We start from the raw sequence: 21,216 nt of genomic DNA on the forward strand, positions 1-21,216 counted from the left end.
TATCCTTTTTAAATTACTGGGATTCTAAAAAGTAACCTATAAGAAATGAAGAACAAATTACTCACTTTACTTCTCACCATCAGCTCAGTAGCCTTTGCTCAAAAGCTAGATATGGAGGCTTTCAAAAATATGGCACCTCGAAATATTGGGCCGGCTGGTATGTCAGGACGTGTAACTGCAATAGATGTAGTCACCGATCAACCCGACATCATGTACATTGGTTCAGCGTCTGGCGGTGTTTGGAAATCCACCAGTGGAGGAATCGATTGGGAGCCGATATTCAACGATCAAACTACCGCCTCCATTGGTGCTGTCGCTATTCAGCAGTCCAACCCATCAGTTGTTTGGGTGGGCACCGGAGAAGGCAATCCTAGGAATTCCCTCAATGGTGGAGACGGTGTTTACCGTACGCTAGATGGTGGCAAGACATGGAAAAAGATGGGACTGGAAAAAACACGTCATATTCACCGAATCATCATCCACCCAAATAAACCCAATACTGTATTTGTGGCGGCCATTGGCTCACCTTGGGGCGAACATGAAGAACGAGGCGTGTATAAGACAACTGATGGAGGTCTCACATGGAATCGAATTTTGTTCACCAACATTCGCACTGGAGCGGCCGAGTTGGTAATGGATCCAAGCAATCCTAACAAACTGATGGCGGCCATGTGGGAGCATAAACGTGATCCTTGGTTTTTCAAATCCGGAGGACCAGGATCTGGACTTTACATAACCCATGATGGCGGAGAAACATGGGAGAAGCGAACCGAAGAAGATGGCTTACCAAAAGGTGAATTAGGAAGAATGGGGATTGCAATAGCTCCATCTAGACCTAATGTGGTTTATGCTATTATTGAATCAAAGAAAAATGCACTTTACCGCTCAGATGATGGAGGTTTTAAGTGGCGTAAGATCAATGACAACAATGACATTGGAAATAGGCCCTTCTATTATTTTGAAATCTATGTTGATCCTGTAAATGAAAATCGTGTCTACAGTATTTTCACTTACGTAAATGTTTCTGTCGATGGCGGAAAATCTTTTTCCAGACTTATGGGTGCTTATGGCGTGGACAATGGAGTTCATCCCGATCACCATGCATGGTATATCCATCCGGAAGATCCTAATTTCATGATGGATGGAAATGATGGTGGTCTGAACATTACGAGAGATAGAGGTGAGACCTGGAGATTTATCTCAAACCTTCCTGTAGGACAGTTCTACCACATCAACGTGGACAATGAAACACCTTATAATGTGTATGGTGGTATGCAGGACAATGGTTCTTGGGCAGGACCTGCTTACGTTTGGAAAGCTCAAGGCATCAGGAACCACTATTGGCAGGAAATATCTTTCGGAGATGGTTTTGATGTACTTCCAGACCCGCGAAATAGTCGATACGGTATCTCCACTTCTCAACAAGGATACGCCTCTATATATGATCGAAAAACAGGATATAACGAGACTGTAAGGCCTACTTACCCGGATGGAGATGTTGACCTCAGGTTCAATTGGAATGTTGGAATGGCCAGAGATCCACAAAATCCTTCCGTAGTGTATTTCGGAAGTCAATTTGTACACAAGAGTGTGGATGGCGGTCAAAACTGGGACATCATATCTCCTGATCTTACCACGAATGATCCTGAAAAGCAAAAGCAAGGAGAAAGCGGAGGTTTGACAATGGATGCTACCGGAGCAGAAAACTATTGCACCGTAATCGTAATCGAACCATCTCCACTGAACTCAGACCTCCTTTGGGTAGGGACAGATGATGGCAATGTACAAATCTCAAGAAATGGTGGCGACAGTTGGACCAATGTGGGTAGAAGCCTTCCTGGACTTCCTGCTGGCACCTGGATAACTCAAATAAAAGCCTCCAATAAGAACCAAGGAGAAGCACTACTGGTCGCAAATGATTATAGAAGATTCAACTACACCCCTTATGCATATCGCACACGAGACTATGGTCAAACGTGGGAGCGAATCGTAGACAGTAATGATGTGGTAAGCTATGCCTTATCTATCGTTGAAGATCCAGAAGAATCAAGATTGCTATTCCTGGGAACAGACGATGGTCTTTACGTTTCGGTAGATGCAGGAGCCAATTGGACCAAATGGACAGAGGGCTTCCCAACCACAAACGCCTATGATTTAGTTATTCATCCTGAAGAGCATGATCTAGTCATCGGAACGTTCGGTAGGTCAATTTGGGTAATGGATGACATTCGCCCGCTTAGAAAAATTGCAAAAAATGGCAAGTCAACACTGGATAAAGTGCTGAGTGTTTATGATCCTCCTGTGGCCTATGTTGCATCCAACCAGCAACCCAAAGGCTCAAGATTCGGAGGTGACGCTCTTTACAACGGAGAGAATAGATCCTATGGAGCTATGCTGAGTTATTCAATTAATCGTCCGGAAGAAGCTAAGGACGAAGAATCGGATGATAAGAAGAAAGCCAAAAAGAAAAAGAAGGAGGATGTATCTGATATGAAAGATGCAGAAGAAGACAAAGTATCCTATGATTCAGCCTTCATTGACATTTTGAAAGGTGATGATATCATAAGAACGCTTAAATTCAAAGCACCAAAGGAGAATGGCATTCACAGAACGTACTGGTACATGAATGAAAAAGGCACCAATTACATGAGCCGCAGAAACAGGCGACGCACTAGTGAGCCAGGTGGGGTTACCGTTCTTCCGGGCACGTACAAAGTGAGGTTTACATTTGGTGATCAGAAGGATTCTACCAACGTTGAGGTAAGATACGACCCGAGAATTGAGATGTCTAGTGCAGCCATAAAAGCGCAATACGATGCACTGAAATCACTTGAGGCCAAGTACTCCATGGGAGTAAAAGCGGTTGATCGTTTGAAAGAAAGTCTAGATATCGTGAAAGGAATTCAAAGCGACCTCAAAGAAAAAGACAAAGAAGGATACAAGGAACAACTGGAATTGTGTAAGTCTACTTTGGATACTTTGAATAGTATGCTAGATGCCTTTATGGGTAAAGAGGACAAGCGTCAAGGAATCACACGAGGAACTCCAAACAGCGTAAATAATTCATACTTTGGAGCCACTCGGTATGTAGGAAACGCACTTCACGCTCCTGGAGCAACAGAGAATAAACTCATTAAAAAATTCGAGGATGACCTTGCCGAAGCAATGGAGATGGTTAATGGGTATTATACCGAAAAGTGGTCCGAATTTAGGGAAGCTGTAGAAAAGCTAGACACTTCCCCTTTCAAGGACTATGAAGAAATAAAGGAATAACTAAATAAAAAGCCGTCACAAATTGAGACGGCTTTTTTATTTTACTTCAAAATCAACTTATGAAGTTTCTTAAAATATTGGGAATCTTGTTCCTATTGATAATAGTCACAATTACCTCCTATGCATTCTATATAAAAACATCGCTCACTCCCTCATATTCAGGAGAAGAACGACTAAGCGGGTTGAGCGAAAATGCGGATGTCTATTTTACCGAGTTTGGCATTCCGCATATTTATGCGAATAATCAAATAGACGCCTATCGCTCACTCGGCTATCTTCATGCCAGGGAGCGGCTATGGCAAATGGATTTGATGCGTCATGTTGGAAGTGGTCGACTGTCTGAGCTTTTCGGCCCTGATATGATTCAGGTTGACAAATACCTGAGAACTATGGGTTTGAGTTCTTATTCAAAGGAATCCGCTGAGGTTTATGTAAAAAGAAATCACGAAAGTCTTCCGCTTGTTGATGCTTATATAGATGGTATAAATGAATACATCGCTAACAACTCCAAGCCATTAGAGCATACCATACTCGGTTTAGATGTGGAGCCATTTGAAGTTCAAAACATCTTCGAGACCCTGACATACATGGCTTTCAGTTTTTCCAATGCTCAAATTACTGATCCTGTGTTAACAGAGCTTGCCACTAAGCTGGACACGGTCTATCTCCAAGATCTGAACATCTACCATTACGAAGGTGAATCCACTTTGAAGTCGTTTGATAATCGTTATGCGAAACAAGCAGTAAAAACACTTGCCATCCTTGATCGGATGAACATCCCTGAATTCATTGGAAGCAATAGCTGGGTACTTTCCGGTGATAAAACCAAAAGTGGCAAGGTCATTCTATCCAACGATCCTCACATCGCTTTTTCTCAACCATCCGTATGGTATGAATCCCACATAATCTCTCCTGAAAATGAGTACTATGGATACCATATCCCAGGAGCTCCCTTCCCCCTACTGATGCATTCTGAGAAGCAAGCTACAGGCTTAACGATGTTTGAAAATGACGACATGGACTTTTACGTGGAGGAGATACATCCAGAAGATTCTACGCTATACATGCATAATGGTGAGTGGAAAGCCATTGACTTGCAAAAAGAAACAATAAAAGTAAAAGGTGAAGATACCGTTTCATTTAACATTCGCTCCACAGTTCATGGGCCCATTGTTTCTGATATCCTTCAAGATGAACCCCTGGATGACATTGTCAGCATGTATTGGGTCACCGCCAACTTTCCCAGTTATATGATAGAGTCCGTTTATGGATTTGTGACTTCAAATAGCATAGGTGAATTGGAAAGCGCAGCTTCTCGGATACATGGTCCGGGACTCAACATCATGTATGGCGATTCAGCTGGTAATGTAGCTTGGTGGGCAGTTGGTAAACTCATGACAAGAAAAGATGAACGAACAAGCAAAACGTTCTATGACGGATCTACCGGATACGATGATCCTGTGTCAACGTATGAGTTTGATAAAAATCCACATGCGATTAATCCGCCCTGGGGATATGTACATAGTGCTAATAATCAACCAGACACGGTTGATGGCGTGCTTTATTCAGGCTATTACCTCCCAGACGATAGAGCTCAGCGCATTGCTGAAATACTTGACCAATCAAATAATATCACGGTAGATGATGTTAAGGTTATGCTGTTGGATGACAAATCCATGAAGCATGAGGCAATCAAAGGAATTTTGCTTCATGCAATCAAAGACACGGAAAGAGGTGATTTGTTGAGAGAGCTCATTCAATGGAAGTGCGATTTCAGCAAAAATGACTTTAGACCACTCATATTTCAGAAGTGGTCAAACGAAATTTTAAGAATTGCACTGAAGGATGAAATAGGCGATGAATTATGGCCGATTTATAAAAAGACACATACATACAAAGTATCTGCTGAACATTTAATCAAAAACAGGAATACTCCCTGGTGGGATGATGTGACCACCGAAGGAAAGGAGACAAGGACAGACATCATTCAAAAGGCATTTGAGGTTACCATTGCCGAGCTATCAAAAGTCTGGGGGGATGATTACACCCAGTGGAAATGGGGAGATTCACATAAACTCAACCATAAACATGCGATGGGAGATGTTGTTGGTTTTTTAAATGTTGGAAAATTCTCTGCATCAGGGGCAAATGAAGTCCTGAACAACATGGGGTATACGTATGAAGAATCTCCTGAACAGATCATTTTATTTGGTCCATCAACACGCAGAATTGTAGATTTCGCTGATGTTAGAAATAACAGCTGGAGTATTCTACCCACCGGACAATCAGGCAATTACTTTAGTCCATACTATGATGACCAGGCTGAGATGTTCGTCCAAGGAGAATTCCGAAAAATGGAAATGAACCATGATCAAATCAAACAATCACAAAATAAACTGGTTTTGAAACCCATCGACTGAACTTGAGGCAGTCGCTTCATGTTACCTTTACGTCAAAATTGATAAAACCCTAACCATATCAACATGGATAACAGAAAATACTTACCTTTTGTAATCATAGCAATCATAGCCTTCATTGTGCTATTATCTGCTTTTAACCGCATTTTTTACCGAATTGAAGCTTCAGAAAGAGCCGTACTTTTCCGCGCCCTTAGCGGAACTCTTGAAAAAGAAAACATCATCGGGCCAGGATGGAATGTAAAAGCTCCTTGGAATGATATTTACGTATACGAGGTATCTGAAAGTAAAATCGAAGAAACAATGGATGTGCTTGACAAGAATGGATTGAGCATAAGTGTAGATGTAACCGTGCGTTTCCATCCTAAATATGATGCAATAGGAACAATCCAAGAGAACTTTAGAGGCGATTACATTCAACGATTGGTTATCCCTGAGGGACGATCTACCGTTCGGCAGGTAATGGGTCGCTACACAGCAGAAGAAATCTATTCGACCAAAAGACCCGAAGTGGAAGCTGCCATAAAGGAAGAGACCAGGCTGGTACTTGGAGCTCCAGGTAATGAAGTAGAAATGAAAAGCTTATTAATAAGATCAATTAAACTTCCTGAACAAATAAAAACAGCGATTGAAAATAAGCTCAAGCAAGAACAGGAAGCTCTTGCCTACAAATTTAGATTGGATAGAGAAAAAAGTGAGGCAGAAAGAAAGCGAATTGCAGCAGAAGGTGAAGCAGCAGCAAACAAAATCATCAACAGCAGTTTAACAGACGAACTCCTTAAAATGCGAGGAATTGAGGCGACGATGAATATTGCCAACTCACCGAACGCAAAAGTAATTGTAATCGGAGGCAAAGACGGAGGACTTCCGCTCATTTTGAATGGCAACTAGCCTTCAAAATTTGGATTAAAATCATTAATTTCGTGGAAATTTTTAAATCAGCAAAAGAAGAATAAATAACATGTCAAAAACAGCTCAAATAACCCTCGATGGTCAAACATATGAGTTACCTGTAACTGTAGGTACGGAGAACGAACACGCTATCGACATAAGCTCGTTTAGAGGTAAGTCTGGAGTTATCACGCTAGACAGGGGATTTAAAAACACAGGTTCTTGTGAAAGTGCAATCACATTTCTTGATGGCGAAAAAGGGATTCTCCGATACAGAGGTTATCCCATTGAGCAGTTAGCTGATAATTCTACTTTTTTGGAAGTTGCCTACTTGCTGATTTATGGCGAGCTTCCAAATAAGACGACATTCGACAAGTTTGCTGGAGACATCACTCATCATACTTTAGTAAATGAGGATATTAAGAAAATATTGGATGGATTTCCGTCTGCTGCCCATCCAATGGGGGTTCTTTCTTCTTTGATCACAGCACAGACTGCTTTTTACCCAAACAGCCTTGATCCTAACAGATCAAAAGAAGAAACAGAACTAGGCATTATTAGACTACTTGCTAAGATGCCGACCTTTGCTGCTTGGGCATATAAGAAAAAAGTTGGTCACCCGGTGATCTATCCTAACAATAAGAAAGATTACTGTGGAAACTTCCTTAACATGATGTTTGCGCTTCCTGCAGACGATTATGAAGTTGATCCGGTAGTGGCTACTGCGCTCGATAAGCTTCTCATTTTGCATGCGGATCATGAGCAGAACTGCTCGGCTTCTACGGTAAGAATTGTTGGATCCAGTCAAGCAAGTTTATGGGCGTCCATTTCGGCTGGTATCAATGCGCTATGGGGTCCTCTCCACGGTGGAGCCAATCAAGCGGTGATTGAAATGTTAGAAAACATCAAAGCAGATGGTGGAGACACGAAGAAGTGGATGGCTAAGGCCAAAGACAAAGACGATCCATTTAGATTGATGGGATTTGGACATAGAGTTTACAAAAATTTTGATCCAAGAGCGAGAATCATCAAGAAAGCTGCGGATGATGTGCTCGAGAAACTAGGAGTAGTTGATCCGGTATTGGATATTGCTAAAGGTTTGGAAGAAGAAGCTTTGAGGGATGAATATTTCGTAGAAAGAAAGCTTTACCCGAATGTAGACTTCTATTCGGGAATAATTTACAGAGCCCTTGGTATCCCTACTGATATGTTTACGGTAATGTTTGCTCTTGGAAGACTTCCAGGGTGGATTGCTCAGTGGAAAGAAATGAGAGAAAAGGGTGAGCCTATCGGAAGACCCAGACAGGTTTATACAGGAATGAATGAAAGAGATTATTCAGATATTTCTAAGCGGTAAAAATTCTCACGCAAACAATATTAAAGCCCACCAGTATGTGGGCTTTTTTGATGCACTACAAATTTGATTTTTGGGTGATCCAGCTACAAGCTAGTCACTCAAAGCCGTTCCACATAAAAACCTAACAAGCCCACAACAGATCCATCTGGATCTTTCAGAGGAAATTTATTTGTCTCAATCCACCTTTTTCTTCGGCTCCTGCTAGTCTGTTCTTCAACGATACCCATTCTAGGCATGTCATTCTCCATCACATCTCTATCAACAAGACGGAAATATGCAGCTTGCTCTTTTGTCCATGACAGATCATAATCAGTTTTTCCAATTAGTGTGGTAACCGACCCTTCATCACAGTCGCTCAAAAAAGAAGCATTACAATTGAAAAATTTAGATTCAATGTCTTTACAGAAAACGCTTACATTATCCTTATTCAGAAAATAATCAAGCATCTTTCGAGACTTTGCATCAAGTTTTTCTGGATCCAACTGAGAAAGCATGACTAGGGTGTTTGAAATGTCTTTACAATTTAAATCATTCTGTAGGTGCCATTGGGAATTTTTCTTCCTTTACTCCGCTTACGTGGCTACTAATTGCTCTCCACTTGCCGTCAACTTTTATCAAGACATTGCTGGACTTGTACTTAGTGATATAAGCCTGCCCGGGTTGTCCTGGCACTCCTGCTTCTACACCTTTCATGGTACCTACTCCAGAGATTATGGCAGTTCCATTTTCGAAAATATCTAGCCGAGTGATTTCAAAATCAAATTCATCATAGCTTGGACCATAGTTTGCCACATATGCAAGCTCATCGGCCTTCGTATATATATCCCCATTATCATCAATCATCTGAAAATCATCGTGCAAGAGCTCATCCAGTAACACCGTATCTTGTTCACCGTATGCTTTGGGCCATGAGACGGTTTTAAAAGCTCTAAGCAAAGCCTCATCTTCATCAGTAATCACCGTAGGAGCAGTAGTAGAGGGAGTGGTACAACTAAACATCATCGTAACCAACCCTAGCAATAAATATTTCATAAATTGTTAAATGTTTGTAATGCAAACTACAAAAAAATAGGTTGTATCAAATTCAAGGAGACTAATTTAAAATCTCGCAACAAATTCATATGTCTGAAAATCAACTAAAGGAGGCTGCCAAAAATGCCTCAAAACATGCGTATGCACCTTACAGTAAGTTTAAAGTCGGTTGTGCCTTACTAACTAAATCAGGAAACCTTTATACAGGATGCAACGTGGAGAATGCTTCTTATGGACTTACGATATGTGCTGAGCGAAACGCTATAGCCCAAGCGGTTAATCAGGAAGGAAGCATTGAAATAGAAAAACTTGTGGTCTACACTCCTACTGCAACCCCTACTCCTCCATGCGGAGCATGTAGACAGGTTATTCATGAGTTTGGTAATCCAACAATAGTTAGCTTCTGCGATAAATCAGAGTCCAATTCACATAAGGCAAGCGATCTCTTGCCACATGCATTTGATCTGAACAAAGATTAGTTTAATACCTCCGAGTAAGAATTTCGCTGTAAATAACTGCTTTTTTCGCCTCTGAAGTGCTTAATCCGTCACGAATCTCATCAGCAATAGACCATTCTTCTTCCTCTTCTTCTTGTGAACCTCCCTTAAACAATCTTGGTTCTCGGAAGTTTTCATCTGGTGCAAACTCAATGTCTGAGCCCTCAGCCATCTTAATTGACTCCTCATAAACTCTTCTGCTTTCATCATCCGCAAAAGCCCTGCGCTCCCCCTCTAACCTTCTTCTTTCCTCTTCAGTTTCTTGAGGCTCAATTACCACCGGTTCTTGCTCTATGGTTGGCTCTTCTTCGGTCCTACCTTCAGTTATTTCTCGTAGCAAGTCTTCAAAAGATTTGGGCTGACTTGGAGGAGGGTTATTTTCAGATCCTGGACGAGCATTCGGCTGCTGCTCTTTTTTCTTCTTTCCTCGCGTGATAAAATAGATTACAGCTGCTATGATGTACCACCAAAAACTAAAATCGTCCATGCAGCTAAGTTAGAAAAAGAGGAATGAATATGCGCTATTACAGCGACTTAATCGTTTATCGTAGACTTTAATGTTGTGATAATGTTTTCCTTATCAAATGGCTTGCTGAAATAGCCCACTATGAGGTTTTGATCAATAGCGTCAACTACTTCCTGAGCACCACCATACCCTGTAAGTAAAAAACAAGGTAGACTTTCTTTTGTCTCCTTTACTTTGGTGATGAACTCAATGCCATCCATTTCAGGCATGCGTACATCACTTACAATAGCAGCAATTTCATCATGCTCCTTGATTAGGCTTAGAGCTTCTGACCCGGACGTAGCATTAAGTATTTCGAACTCATTCTTAAAATTGAATTCGAAGAGGGTAATGTTGAACTGATCATCGTCCACATACAAAATGGTGGGTTTGTCCATATTAAGAATCTACTTGCTATCTATGTTTATTAAAAATAATTGACTTTTATTAAAAAGTTAAGTTATTCTCACATTTGTCTGTGTTTGTTACAATAATGCAACGAACATTTGGATTACCCTATAATCATTCGATTAATCATTTAAATAATTACATGAATAATTGATCTAAACGAATGAATGTGTCCAATGGGGAAAAAAGGTGGATAAATCAAGGAAACAATTTCAATTTCTAAACACCTAGTTGCGAACGAATCTTATATTTTTGTCCGCTTCACCGTCAAGGACAGAATGTACTCTGCATGCAATTAACAAAATTAGAGATAAAGGGTTTCAAAAGCTTTGCCGATCGGGTAGTAATTAATTTCGATGAGGGCATTACTGGTATAGTAGGTCCTAATGGATGTGGAAAGTCTAATGTAGTTGATTCCATCAGATGGGTACTCGGTGAGCAAAAATCACGAGTTCTTCGATCTGATAAAATGGAGAACGTAATCTTCAATGGAACGAAGGCCAGAAAGCCAACTCAACTCGCAGAGGTTTCACTTACGTTCAACAATACAAAGAATTTAATTCCCACTGAATATGCTCAGGTTACCATTACTCGTAGATACTATCGCTCTGGAGAAAGTGAGTATTTACTAAATGGAGTGACCTGCCGCTTAAAGGACATCACCAATCTCTTCCTTGATACAGGCATCGCTTCCAATAGCTATGCGATTATTGAATTGAAGATGGTGGATGACATCCTAAATGATAAGGATAATTCTAGACGTGCGCTATTTGAGGAAGCTGCTGGAATCTCAAAATTTAAGATTCGAAAGAAGGAGACGTTAAAAAAACTAAGTGACACTGATGCCGATTTGGAGCGAGTGGAGGATTTACTTTTCGAAATAGAGAAAAATCTGAAATCTCTGGAACGTCAAGCTTCACAAGCAAAAAAGTATTATGAACTTAAAGACGACTACAAAAAATCCAGCATAGCTCTTGCCAAGAAGGCCATGAACAATCAGCAGGAGCATTTTGATATGATCCAACAACAAATTCAAGAAGAAAATGATAAAAAATTAGCTCTTAATGGTCTGGTGAATGAAAAGGAAGCTGCTATTGAAAAAGCGAAGGCGGATCTGATTACCAAAGAAAAGTTGCTATCATCACGGCAAAAAACGCTCAATGAGCACGTCAGTACCATTAGACAATATGAGAGTGATAAAAAGATTAAAAACGAGCGACAGAAATTCCTAAATGATAAAATTGATAATCTAAAGGAACAGATCAGTCAGGACAAACAAAGTAGTGAAAGAGCTGCAACATCGCTTGAAGGCTTAAGAAACGAAGCTCGTGAAGTAGAAAAGGACGTTACAGCCATACTTTCTAAAGTAGAAACACTCAAAAGTGATTACGAGTCACAAAAAAATCTTACCACAGAAGCTCAAGAAAAGCTGAATTCGCTCAATCAGTATCATTCCGAGAAAAAAGATCATCAATTTCAGCTAAGCAAAGAAATTGAAATCAAAGACATTCAGCTCAAATCTATGATGAACGAGTTGAGCAAAACCAGCGAAGACTCAAGTGAGAAAAGTGCAAACCTGGAAGAGTTCAAGAATCGGCTAGAGGAAATCGGAAGCCAGAAGAATGAGAAACAATCCATCTACGATCAGTTAAAATCGAACGAAGAGAGTTTGAAGGAACAAATCGCAGATACGGAAGAACGGCTAGCAAATGCCAGAGAAGAATTGGCAAAAATAAACCGAAGCTTGGATGCGCGACAGAACGAGTTCAACCTAACCAAGTCATTGGTAGATAACCTCGAAGGTTTTCCTGAAGCAATTAAGTTCCTCAAGAAGAATCCAACATGGAAGGAAGCTCCGCTCCTTTCTGATGTTTTGAGTTGTCCTGAAGAATACCGTGTCACAATCGAAAATTTTCTGGAGCCCTTTATGAACTACTATATTGTAGAGACTAAAGCAGATGCTTTGAACGCTGTAACCCTACTCAGTGAATCAACGCGTGGAAAGGCCAATTTTTTCATCCTAGAAAATCTAAAAAATCATAAACTAGAAAGTGCAAAGCCGCCCAAAGAAAGCAAGGCTGCCATTGATCTGATTGACTTTGACTCTAAATATCAGAATCTCATTAATCATTTGCTTTGGAATGTATACATATCTCCAAACCCCACTCAAATCGAGAATGAAAATGTGGTACTTCTCGACAAGGAAGGAAAAGTAACTTTTAGAAGATATAGTATCTCTGGTGGATCGATAGGTCTCTTTGAAGGAAAGCGCATTGGTAGAGCTAAAAATCTGGAAAAGTTAGAAGTCGAGATCAAAGACTTAAAGAAAAAACAAGCGGCTTCAGAGCAAATCATTGGAAAGCAACAAGTGCAATTGGAAGAACTTCGACTTTCCTCAAAAGCGTCTCAGCTAGAAGAAGTGAAGGAAGAACTGGCGCGAATAAAGGAAATGGAGGTTTCTGTACAAACGAAGCAAGAACAATTCGCTGAGTTATTGACTTCCAACAAGAACCGAAGAGAAGACATCCAACAGCAAATTGTAGAACTTGAACAAGCTTTGGAAACGCTACGTCCACAAGCAGAAAAAGAAAAAGAAGAACTGACGGAGCTTGAAAAAAGTGTGGAAGCTAAAAAAGAAGAAGCACTCACTTTGCAAGAAGCGCTGGATATCAAATCAACAGTCTACAATGAAGAAAATGTTGTATTCCACCAACGTCAAAATAAACTGAATAGCATTCTCCAGGAAATCTCCTTCAAGGAAGAATCGTACGAATCTTCGATTGAGCGAATTGAGCACAATAAACAAGAACTTGAAAATGCTACGGCTAATCTAAATGAGCTAGTGAAAAAAAGCACTGCGAGTGATGATGAATTAGTTGGCATGTATGATGAAAAAGAATCCCTGGAGGGAGGAGTGAATGAGGTGGAAAAAGAGTATTACGAAGCTCGAAGCATCATTGATGAGGAAGAAAAGAATTTAAGGGAAACGCAGAGAAGACGTGAAGGAATTGATCACGCCCTTATGGAATGGCAGAATAAGCTCAATGATGCAAAAATTGGATTGAATTCTGTCAAAGATCGATTGTCTGTAGAATTCAACATCAATCTGGAACAAGTCAAAGAGGAAGAAACTGCTGACTATAAAAAATTCTCAGAAGATGAGTTGAGAAATAAGGTTGACAAACTTCGCAACAGGCTTGACAACATGGGGCCTATTAACCCAATGGCAATGGAGGCCTACGAAGAGATTCAAGAAAGGCATACATTCATCATCAGTCAAAAAGAAGACCTTATAAATGCGAAAGAATCCCTTCTTACCACAATTAGCGAAATTGATGAGGTTGCAAAAGAAACCTTCATGGAAGCCTTCCAACATATTAAGGACAACTTCATTAAAGTTTTTAGAACACTTTTCACAGAAGAAGATGACTGTGACCTTATATTAACCAATCCTGATCAGCCGCTGGAAAGTTCAATTGACATCATTGCAAAGCCGAAAGGAAAGCGTCCCCTCACAATAAATCAACTTTCAGGTGGTGAAAAAACTTTGACTGCAACTTCACTCCTATTCTCCATTTATCTGCTTAAGCCAGCTCCTTTTTGTATATTCGATGAGGTGGATGCTCCTTTGGATGACGCCAATATTGATAAGTTCAATGAGATTATTCGAAAATTTTCGAAAGAGTCTCAGTTTATAATTGTAACTCATAACAAAAGAACGATGGCAAGTACAGATGTAATTTATGGTGTGACAATGCAAGAACAAGGCGTTTCTAAAGTGGTTCCTGTAGATTTACGGGAGTTAGCTTAATATTTTAATCTAATGAAACTTATAATCCAGATTTGTTTCATACTGGCAATAACAATTGGCTGTAGTTCTGAACAAAGAAAAACAGATACCAAAAATAAGGCTGTTGAGCAGGTAGAAAGGGCAAGAGTATTTGATTATCAGCCTCCCATACCAGTGAAGGGAACGTTATATGCAGCAATTGAGCTGGGAGCTCTGGGACTTAACTATTTCATCGCAGAAATTGATGCTCAAAAGAGGTGGCAGCTAATAAATGCATCCTATGGAAGAAGTAACATTATATATGGAGTAAATACTACTCGCGAAATATTAGATAAGATTGATGAGTTTAGAAAGGAAATTCTAACTAAGGGAGTAGCTAGAAAAAACATTCACATTTTGGCAAGTTCCAGTGCTGTAAGGGCAGATATTATTTCAGAAATTAAATCTGGCTTAGCGAATGATAATTTAGCCATTAATTCCATTGATGCTAAGACTGAAGCTGAATATGCGCTTATTGCCACAATCCCAAAAGAATTCATCGGCGAGTCATTTTTAGTCGATATTGGATCCGGAAATTCGAAAATAGCGTGGGTAGAAAACGATGATACATTAAATATTGAAATCCATGGTTCAAAATACTTCCTTGGCGATATTCAAGATACCACTGTGTTTCGAGAGGTGAGAGATGCGTTGCTTGAGGTTCCTGAGAAAAACCGGCACCTCTGCTTCATGCTGGGAGGAATGATTTATGAATTCATGAAGGATGAAATTGAAGATTCAGAAAACAGGTACTTTGTTTTAGGTAAGCCAAGTACGTATCCATCAGATAATGAAAAACTAAGAGCAGGAAATGTGATTTATAACGCGCTCTACCTGGAGCCTACCTATTCCTATATTTTCGATAGCGAATCTAACTTCTCCATTGGGTTTCTTTTGTCATTGGAAGAATAAACGCTCGCATTGTCCAAAAATTAGTGCTTCCTTCGTCAATCGATTAAAACATGACAACAATGATGAAAAAGACAATTCTAACATTAGCCATCCTTCTTACTGTTTCAGTAGCTCTTTCGCAGACAACCATTAGCAATACTGAAAGGAAAAAAGCCCTAACCCATTTAAAAGCAACGCAAAGTGAACTGGTTTCTTTGGTCAATGGGCTTGAAGAAAATCAAGTAAATTTTAAAATGGACGAAAACTCATGGTCTATTGCGGAATGCCTTGAGCATATAGCCATCTCTGAAAAGAACCTCATTGGAATGATTCAAGGTGGACTAGAAGGAGAAAGTGATCCCTCCAAAAGGTCTGAAGTAGCCATGAGTGATGACCAGATTCTTGGATTAATCACGAGTCGTGAACAAAAAGTAAAAACACGTAAAGAATTCGAACCAACAAATAGTTTTGATGGATTTGATGGAACCTTAAAAGCATTTAAGGACAGAAGGAAATCAAATATGAAATTCGTCAAATCTACAGATGCTGATCTCCGAAATCATTTTTTGCAGTTTCCTTTCGGATTGATTGATACATATCAAGGAATCTTATTTATGTCCGGACACACAGAACGACATACCAATCAAATCAAAGAGATCATGGCGAGCGCCAATTACCCGAAGTGATCTTTTAAAAACTCAAGGAGGTCTGAATTAGTAGCTCAGACCTCTCTTATATACTCATTTAAGATGCCAGTTTTTTTCGCACTTTCTCCACACCATCCAAAGAAATAAAGTGGCTGGTCTCTGGGGATTTCAAGTGAGTCTCAGCAATTTCAAGAAGTACTTTTGAAATCTTACGAGACTTGTTTTCAGAGGATTTTCCCTCTTTATAGGTAGATATTATGGAAACGTTCATTGCTTGCGATTAGTAATATGCTAATCTCTATGCTTGAACACTGAATATCAATACCCATTTTTGGGTAATTTTCTAATCCACAGAGAAATTGACAACAACTTCCTTCCTATCTCCTCCTACCTCAGCTCTAAACTGATAAATAGCTCTATACTCACCCTTAGTCGCTCGATCTTTAACAGTGCTTCGCCCATTTTGATCAGACTTACACTCTTCAACCATCAAATCCCAAGAGAATATAAAAGTGCCACTGGGTTCCACCGATTGCTCATTAGGAGGCGCAGGACAAGGTGGACCTCCACAATCACAATAGAGCACTCCTACTTTCTTCCATTCTCCATCCACATTTCTCTCGATACTTTGTTTCATAGGATTCAAAATGCTTTGCGGTATCTCGCTTGTGTTCTTAAGCTTAACATAAATACCCGAATTGGTCATTTCACGACTCACCTCCTGAAACACGTTTGGAGTACTTTCACCAGTTGGAGTCTGACCATTCTTAGAAGTCGATTTGCAACCTAAAGTGGCAAGGAGTATGATAATTAAATATCTCATTTTTTCAGGAGAGTTTGAGTTCTTGAACCCGATATGTCATTGATTTTTAAAATATAAGAACCGTTTTCCAGGGTTGAAATATCGAACTGAAATTCTCCACTCCCTCCTCTGGATTCAAAATTTACTTTTTGTCCTAACACATTGAACATTTCGAATGTAGCTTGACTCGAAACTCCTTTCAGAGAAAACTCACCATCGGTAGGGTTAGGATAGCAGATCAGCTCATTGTCAATCACTGAAAGAGGATCTAATGCGGTTGTACCTACTTGAGAATATTCAGATCTACCAGAACCGTTCAAACCTGCTACTCGATAGAAATAAGTTCCGCTCAGTCTGTCGCTTATATCCAAACTCAAACCTGTCACCAATCTATTTTGATATCCAATCAAAAAGGTCGAGAAATCTTCAACCTCTGAAACATCAACAAAAAACTGTGTCGCTCCATCCGCTACAGTCCAATTAATTGTAAACTCTTCAGCAGTAACGTTTGTAGCTTCTGCCAATGTAGGAACGCCAGGGATACTAAGAATGCTACCCTCTATAGTCCTGGAATCACCACTCGAAGCTGATGTTCCATAAACTCGGTAGAAATAGGTTTGATTTGTAGAAAGTATAGCATCTTGATACGTTTCAGTATCAGGGTCTAACGTAGCAATTACTTCATAGGAAGATTCATCATCAACAGATCTTTCGACAATATAATTTGACTCATTACTGCTATTATCTGTCCAAGACAGCGTTACAAAATCTGCGTCTTGACTCACATCAAAATCCGTTGGAGCAACTAGACCATCAAAAACTTTGGTTGTAAACAATCCTCTACCATGCGTTGCCACAAGCACCAAATTATCACTTGATCTGTATTGAAGCATATCACATCGGACATTTGCAAGGTTTTCAGAAGACTGTTCCCATCCGGGATTGGAAGCTGTAATATCTGAAGTTGACCAAACGCCCAATTCAGTAGCTAGCATTACTTCTTTGGTATTTTTAGGATTGAAAAGCGCCCATCTTACTGGCACATCTGGAAGACTTGCATCGTTGTCCTTATCTACCCATGTAGTCCCTCCATCATTTGAGTACCACACAGAAATAACACCGAAATTTGAAAACGTAACAACAAGCTCATCATCAGACGCTCCTATATCGATGCATGACACATAGCCACCTGTAGAGATGTTGGAAGTTATTTCAGTTACTATCGGCGTGTCGTTGGCTTCATCCATTCTAAAAATTTCACCTCTATCTGTCCCTACAAAAATTCTGTTGTCTGCATAAGCATCCGCACGAATTGTTGATATCTGTCCTCCATTCATTGCGACTGAAATAGAAGCTTGTGAACTCGGGTTTCCAGAAGTGATACCGGTTATTCGCATCAATCTGTTAGCTTCTCCAGCTGAGTAAAGGATATTTGCTGCATTATCATAATCAGCAGGATTTATGAATCTTCCTTTGTCTTGATCATCCACCAATGACCCAATCTTACCTCCATTTGAATTATGTAAATCATACACATTGTACACATATGAGGTTATTTGAAAGTTGTTATCATCCTGATCAATAAAACAAAAAGCGCCATCTCCTCCATTGATACTGACGGTCGTCATGCCTGCTGCATCTAAAAATCTCTGCGTCCCGTTATCTTGTGCTCCAGCAATATAATAACCTACATCAACCGCATTTTGTGCCGCTGTAGAATAGAATTGAGTGACGTTATAATCTTTGTTTCTATCTGTAAATGTGGGGTTCACAGATGAGCCAACCTGGAAAGAATAGCTTACACCACCATCACTCCCAATCACCGCTTCATTGGGATGATCTGGTCTGAAAAGAATCATATGAATATCCGCATGAACATAGGAGTCACACCCTCCTGTCCAGTAAGAAACTTCAGCCATTGTCTCTCCTCCGTCATCTGACCTGGAAACATTAATACCACCAGCAATTATCACATCCGCATTCTCAGGATTGACTGCCAACGCCAAATCATACCATGCCTGGCCCCTGGTGAAGTCATCGGAGCTTTCTTCACAATTTTGTGATCTATATTTTGGAATCGTTATATCTGTCCATGTGGTTCCTCCATCCATTGTTTTCTTAAACCATTCTACGTTTGAACCTCGAGAAGAAACGGCATACATAACTGTCGTTTCAGTCGTACTACTTGCTGATGGAGCGACTGCCACTTCTATTCGTTGCGGGCTGCCTCCAACAGGTGTTACTGCTGTCCAGGACAGTCCATCGTCTGTTGATCTATGAATACTTCCATCGGAGAAAATACCCATTGAAGCATATATGTCACCATTTGCTGCAATGTCTATGTCATTAGCTCTTGAATTTGTTGCACCAGCAGAATTGATGTTAAGTACTGATGTCCAAGTATTTCCTCCATCTGCCGAACGTTGTAACCCTCCATCTCTTGTAGATGCCAGAATAGTTCCTGCCGCGGTTATCACTACTCTTTGAACGTAATTGAAAGTAGCATTAGCAGTAGAGCTGATTTGAGTCCAGTTGGCACCTGCATCAATGGATCTAAAAATACCAGCGCCCCTCACTGACCCTCCATTAAAGTACCCTTCACCGGTGCCAGCATAAAAGGTTTGAGTGTTATTGGGGTCATAAGCCAAGGTTGTTACTGCCAAATTAGCCATGAAATCATCCACATTCTGCCAGGATGAAGTGCCGCTAATTACATTATTATTGAACCAAATTCCTCCGGCGACTCCAGCAGCCCAAAGCTTAGAATGTGTGTCGTCATTGGGATCCCACATCAAAGCACGTGTTCTTCCTCCTATATTGTTTGGCCCTTCTTCCTGCCATGAAACGCCAGAAATTGCATCAGTCAAAATTCTGCTGCGCTTTTGTTTTTCGAATGCGCTGACCATGCGATCAGTTGGTACGGTTTTGGTTTTTGGGTCTACAGTCATCAAGAAGTTTTGCTGCATTGCCAAATCAGGACGATCCTGCTTAGGAAGTTCTTGAATTTTCTTTAAATCACTCTTCTGATTATAAGGATGGTTTTCAATGAATTCAATCCAATCTTGCTTGGGGTCTTCGGGTCTTAAGAAATAGAAAACACTAAAAGAAAGCAGGCAAATGCCTAAATAGGGCGAAAATCTTCTCATAACTATTTAATTCCTGATGGTACAAAAAAGCAAGATAACATACCCTCACCTTACATGGAAAAGAATTTCGATGTGATCATGTAATTCTGGGAGCAGTAAACTCAAATCATCATGTTTCTCAACCCAAATTCCACCTCAACAAAGAGAATAAATGCAATCATGGTAGTTTTTTCGACAAAACATACAAGGCTTTGCATTGTCAGGAAGCTTACCTTTTGGGTTTCCTCAATCTGGAACCAAAATCAACTAGATGGACTGTAGGCCTTTGTCAAAAAAATCTACAAACCGTTCTTCGAACCACATGTGAGGCACAAAAAAAGCCACACAAATTGTGCAGCTTCTTAATTTCTTCTAAAAGACTCTTGGGCTTACCTGCCAAGTGCATAAAGCATCTTACCATGAGATAACAGAGCAGACCTAAATGTAGGATAAGATCTGTATGGGATATCATATTCTTCCGCTGTTTTCCTTACAATATTTGAGATTTTTCTGTGATGAACATGACAGACATTAGGAAACAGGTGATGCTCTATCTGATAATTAAGACCTCCTGCAAACCACGAAAGAATTTTATTCTTCTGAGCAAAATTACAGGTGGTTTTGAGCTGATGAACTGCCCAATTTTCATCAACAAAGTCCTTATCCTCTACACTCTCAAACGTATGATCCTCCATCACATGAGCTGGTTGGAATATACATGCTAGACTAAAACCTGCAACGTAGTGCATCAGGATAAACCCAAGGAGAATATGATACCAAGGAAGTGATGTAAAAAGAAGTGGAAGAGCTAGAATGTACGAGTAATAAAATATTTTAGTAACCACCAACCATATCCAAGCTCTCGTGATGCTCTTGGTTTGCTTTCTCAAGTGTCCATCGCGCGTATATTCAGCTAATTGACTCCAATCTTTGACAATGATCCAACTCATTGTCATCAATCCATATAAAAACCAAGCATAAATATGTTGCCACTTATGATGAGGTCTTACCGGCGAGTTAGGGTCGAATCTTAAAATTCCGCCTTTCGGAGAAATATCCTCATCCATACCAGACACATTCGTATAAGTGTGATGCTTAACATTGTGCTGAATCTTCCAATTTGTTGCATTTGCGCCTACCAAATTCAAAGAATAGCCCACTAAGTTATTTATCCACTTCTTTTTTGAATATGCGCCGTGATTGGCGTCATGCATTACAGACAATCCTATTCCTGCTTTTCCCAATCCCATTAGGAAAGCCATTAGATAAAAAACCCAAATGTTTTGTACGATCCCTAGGAGGAACATAAAGTAGGGAATGAAATACAAGCTAAACATGAAGATGGTTTTGATAACCATTTCCGCATTTGCATAGCGCCCGTATTTAGAGTTTTTAAAATACTGATTTACACGCTGGTTAAGCGTCTTATTGAATTCTTCGTGTAGATTATTTTTAAATCTCACAACCTTGCGACCCATCGTACCTACAGACATATGCTTATTTTAAAATTCTAATAACTCAAAATTATAGAAGAAACGCTTC

General features: G+C 40.1%; 16 protein-coding genes. 8 read left to right on the forward strand and 8 right to left on the reverse strand.

Features of this window, described 5'->3' with window-relative positions; genetic code table 11:
• Positions 1–45: 45 nt before the first annotated feature.
• The 4 genes from ABJF57_RS06980 to ABJF57_RS06995 all read left to right on the forward strand — a co-directional run bounded on the left by ABJF57_RS06980 (position 46) and on the right by ABJF57_RS06995 (position 7,938).
• Entirely contained in the window at positions 46–3,273 is a 3,228-nt protein-coding gene (locus ABJF57_RS06980) for a WD40/YVTN/BNR-like repeat-containing protein (RefSeq protein ID WP_462233707.1), read from the forward strand.
• Positions 3,274–3,332: 59 nt separating this feature from the next.
• Positions 3,333–5,693: a penicillin acylase family protein gene (locus ABJF57_RS06985; RefSeq protein WP_462233709.1), complete on the forward strand. Its 2,361-nt coding sequence runs from the start codon at positions 3,333–3,335 to the stop codon at positions 5,691–5,693.
• A 63-nt stretch (positions 5,694–5,756) separates the two neighbouring features.
• Positions 5,757–6,581: a prohibitin family protein gene (locus ABJF57_RS06990; RefSeq protein WP_462233711.1), complete on the forward strand. Its 825-nt coding sequence runs from the start codon at positions 5,757–5,759 to the stop codon at positions 6,579–6,581.
• 70 nt (positions 6,582–6,651) lie between these two features.
• On the forward strand, positions 6,652–7,938 hold the full coding sequence (locus ABJF57_RS06995; protein ID WP_462233713.1) for a citrate synthase: 1,287 nt from the start codon (positions 6,652–6,654) through the stop codon (positions 7,936–7,938).
• 98 nt (positions 7,939–8,036) lie between these two features.
• On the opposite strand, the gene ABJF57_RS07000 is transcribed toward ABJF57_RS06995, so the two are convergent.
• Positions 8,037–8,432, reverse strand: coding sequence for a PAS domain-containing protein (locus ABJF57_RS07000; RefSeq protein ID WP_462233715.1), 396 nt, complete (start codon positions 8,430–8,432; stop codon positions 8,037–8,039).
• A 34-nt stretch (positions 8,433–8,466) separates the two neighbouring features.
• Complete coding sequence (locus ABJF57_RS07005; RefSeq protein WP_462233717.1) at positions 8,467–8,970, reverse strand: nuclear transport factor 2 family protein; 504 nt, start codon at positions 8,968–8,970, stop codon at positions 8,467–8,469.
• Between the two features lie 89 nt (positions 8,971–9,059).
• Here ABJF57_RS07005 and ABJF57_RS07010 point away from each other — a divergent pair, with 89 nt between their 5' ends.
• On the forward strand, positions 9,060–9,449 hold the full coding sequence (locus tag ABJF57_RS07010; protein WP_462233718.1) for a cytidine deaminase: 390 nt from the start codon (positions 9,060–9,062) through the stop codon (positions 9,447–9,449).
• A gap of 1 nt (position 9,450) precedes the next feature.
• Here the strand turns inward: ABJF57_RS07010 and ABJF57_RS07015 are convergent, their stop codons facing one another.
• Entirely contained in the window at positions 9,451–9,954 is a 504-nt protein-coding gene (locus tag ABJF57_RS07015; protein WP_462233720.1) for a hypothetical protein, read from the reverse strand.
• A 47-nt stretch (positions 9,955–10,001) separates the two neighbouring features.
• Positions 10,002–10,370 (reverse strand): response regulator, encoded by a 369-nt coding sequence (locus tag ABJF57_RS07020; protein WP_462233722.1) that lies wholly within the window; start codon positions 10,368–10,370, stop codon positions 10,002–10,004.
• 299 nt (positions 10,371–10,669) lie between these two features.
• On the opposite strand from ABJF57_RS07020, the gene smc reads away from it, so the two are divergent.
• From smc to ABJF57_RS07035, 3 genes are read left to right on the forward strand one after another with little or no spacing between them, the layout of a single operon-like run.
• Complete coding sequence (gene smc, locus ABJF57_RS07025; RefSeq protein WP_462233724.1) at positions 10,670–14,191, forward strand: chromosome segregation protein SMC; 3,522 nt, start codon at positions 10,670–10,672, stop codon at positions 14,189–14,191.
• 12 nt (positions 14,192–14,203) lie between these two features.
• Positions 14,204–15,121, forward strand: coding sequence for a hypothetical protein (locus ABJF57_RS07030; protein ID WP_462233726.1), 918 nt, complete (start codon positions 14,204–14,206; stop codon positions 15,119–15,121).
• Between the two features lie 59 nt (positions 15,122–15,180).
• Positions 15,181–15,786: a DinB family protein gene (locus ABJF57_RS07035; RefSeq protein ID WP_462233728.1), complete on the forward strand. Its 606-nt coding sequence runs from the start codon at positions 15,181–15,183 to the stop codon at positions 15,784–15,786.
• Positions 15,787–15,844: 58 nt separating this feature from the next.
• On the opposite strand, the gene ABJF57_RS07040 is transcribed toward ABJF57_RS07035, so the two are convergent.
• From ABJF57_RS07040 to ABJF57_RS07055, 4 genes are all read right to left on the reverse strand, one after another.
• Positions 15,845–16,018: a hypothetical protein gene (locus ABJF57_RS07040; protein ID WP_462233730.1), complete on the reverse strand. Its 174-nt coding sequence runs from the start codon at positions 16,016–16,018 to the stop codon at positions 15,845–15,847.
• A 72-nt stretch (positions 16,019–16,090) separates the two neighbouring features.
• Positions 16,091–16,570 (reverse strand): hypothetical protein, encoded by a 480-nt coding sequence (locus ABJF57_RS07045; RefSeq protein WP_462233732.1) that lies wholly within the window; start codon positions 16,568–16,570, stop codon positions 16,091–16,093.
• The gene (locus ABJF57_RS07050) at positions 16,567–19,695 is read right to left on the reverse strand and encodes a T9SS type A sorting domain-containing protein (RefSeq protein ID WP_462233734.1); all 3,129 of its coding nucleotides are present in this window, start codon (positions 19,693–19,695) and stop codon (positions 16,567–16,569) included. Before ABJF57_RS07050 ends, ABJF57_RS07045 begins: the two co-directional genes overlap by 4 nt.
• Before the next feature lie 368 nt (positions 19,696–20,063).
• Positions 20,064–21,167, reverse strand: a complete 1,104-nt coding sequence (locus ABJF57_RS07055) for a fatty acid desaturase family protein (RefSeq protein ID WP_462233736.1) — start codon at positions 21,165–21,167, stop codon at positions 20,064–20,066.
• Positions 21,168–21,216: the final 49 nt, after the last annotated feature.

The organism is Ekhidna sp., from assembly GCF_039940915.1.
Classification (GTDB): Bacteria; Bacteroidota; Bacteroidia; order Cytophagales; family Cyclobacteriaceae; genus Ekhidna.